Origin of the sequence: Mesorhizobium sp. M4A.F.Ca.ET.050.02.1.1 (assembly GCF_003997725.1) — a bacterium.
Classification (GTDB): Bacteria; Pseudomonadota; Alphaproteobacteria; order Rhizobiales; family Rhizobiaceae; genus Mesorhizobium.
The window spans coordinates 1-769 of sequence record NZ_RZSG01001343.1; the positions used below are offsets into that span (position 1 = coordinate 1).

The window sequence follows — 769 nt, forward strand, 5'->3', positions numbered from 1 at the left end:
GTGGAACCGGAATGGGCGGCTCTGTCCGGCTGTTAGCGGCCGAACAGGTTGCGATCGCTGCCCTGAGGGGCGGACTTCTCAACGTCGCCCGACGAGTTTAGCAGCTTGTAGACCGGCGAGCTGGTGTCGCGCGTCGAAGACGTCTGGGTGGTGTCGACGCCGGCGGCGGCCGGCCGCTGATTAATGTCAGTCCCGCCAACATTGTCATTGCGGGCATAGGCGCTGCCGGCGGCGATCAAAAGTGCGGCGGCGGTAAGAGCAATCTTCTTCATTTCTGGTACTCCTGAATCTGCATCGGAGCGGCGAGCCTGTCCGCCGCGTCCATCTTCCGTTGGAGCGTGGTCCGGATCGGCCTAGTTGTTGCCGAAGAGGTTGCGGTCGCTGCCCTGGTTGGCGGGCTTCTCGGCGGCCGGCTGCGACTGCTTGATCGAAGCCGTGTACGAGCTGTCGACCGCGGTGGCCGGCTGGTTGGCACCGTCAGAACCGAAGTGGTCGCTGCCGGCTGCGAAAGCGCCGCCCGAGATGGCCAGGAGGGCTGCGGTGGCAAGGATGATTTTCTTCATCTTAGTGTTCCTGAATTTCTGAGGATCCCGAGCGGCGGGCATCGCCCACCGCGGTCAGGGATCGTGTGTTAGTTGTTGCCGAACAGGTTGCGGTCCGAGCCCTGTGCCGGCGTCTGAGCGACCGGTTCCGACTTCTTGACCGAAGCCGTGTACGAGCTGTCGACGGCAGCGGCGGGCTGATTGGCACCGTTCGAACCGTAGTGGTC

Annotated in this window: 3 protein-coding genes; all 3 read right to left on the reverse strand. The window is 63.8% G+C overall.

The features are described 5' to 3' along the window. Positions 1–32 precede the first annotated feature (32 nt). Complete coding sequence (locus tag EOA33_RS37375) at positions 33–272, reverse strand: DUF680 domain-containing protein (protein WP_126056947.1); 240 nt, start codon at positions 270–272, stop codon at positions 33–35. Positions 273–353: 81 nt separating this feature from the next. Next, on the reverse strand, positions 354–563 hold the full coding sequence (locus EOA33_RS37380) for a DUF680 domain-containing protein (protein ID WP_127407832.1): 210 nt from the start codon (positions 561–563) through the stop codon (positions 354–356). A gap of 68 nt (positions 564–631) precedes the next feature. Continuing rightward, a partial coding sequence (locus tag EOA33_RS37385) for a DUF680 domain-containing protein (protein WP_127407833.1) occupies positions 632–769 on the reverse strand: 138 nt, incomplete at its 5' end.

Coding starts and splice junctions, on each gene's coding strand:
- EOA33_RS37375 (WP_126056947.1), bottom strand. CDS start 272: ATGAAGAAGATTGCTCTTACCGCCGCCGCACTTTTGATCGCCGCCGGC.
- EOA33_RS37380 (WP_127407832.1), bottom strand. CDS start 563: ATGAAGAAAATCATCCTTGCCACCGCAGCCCTCCTGGCCATCTCGGGC.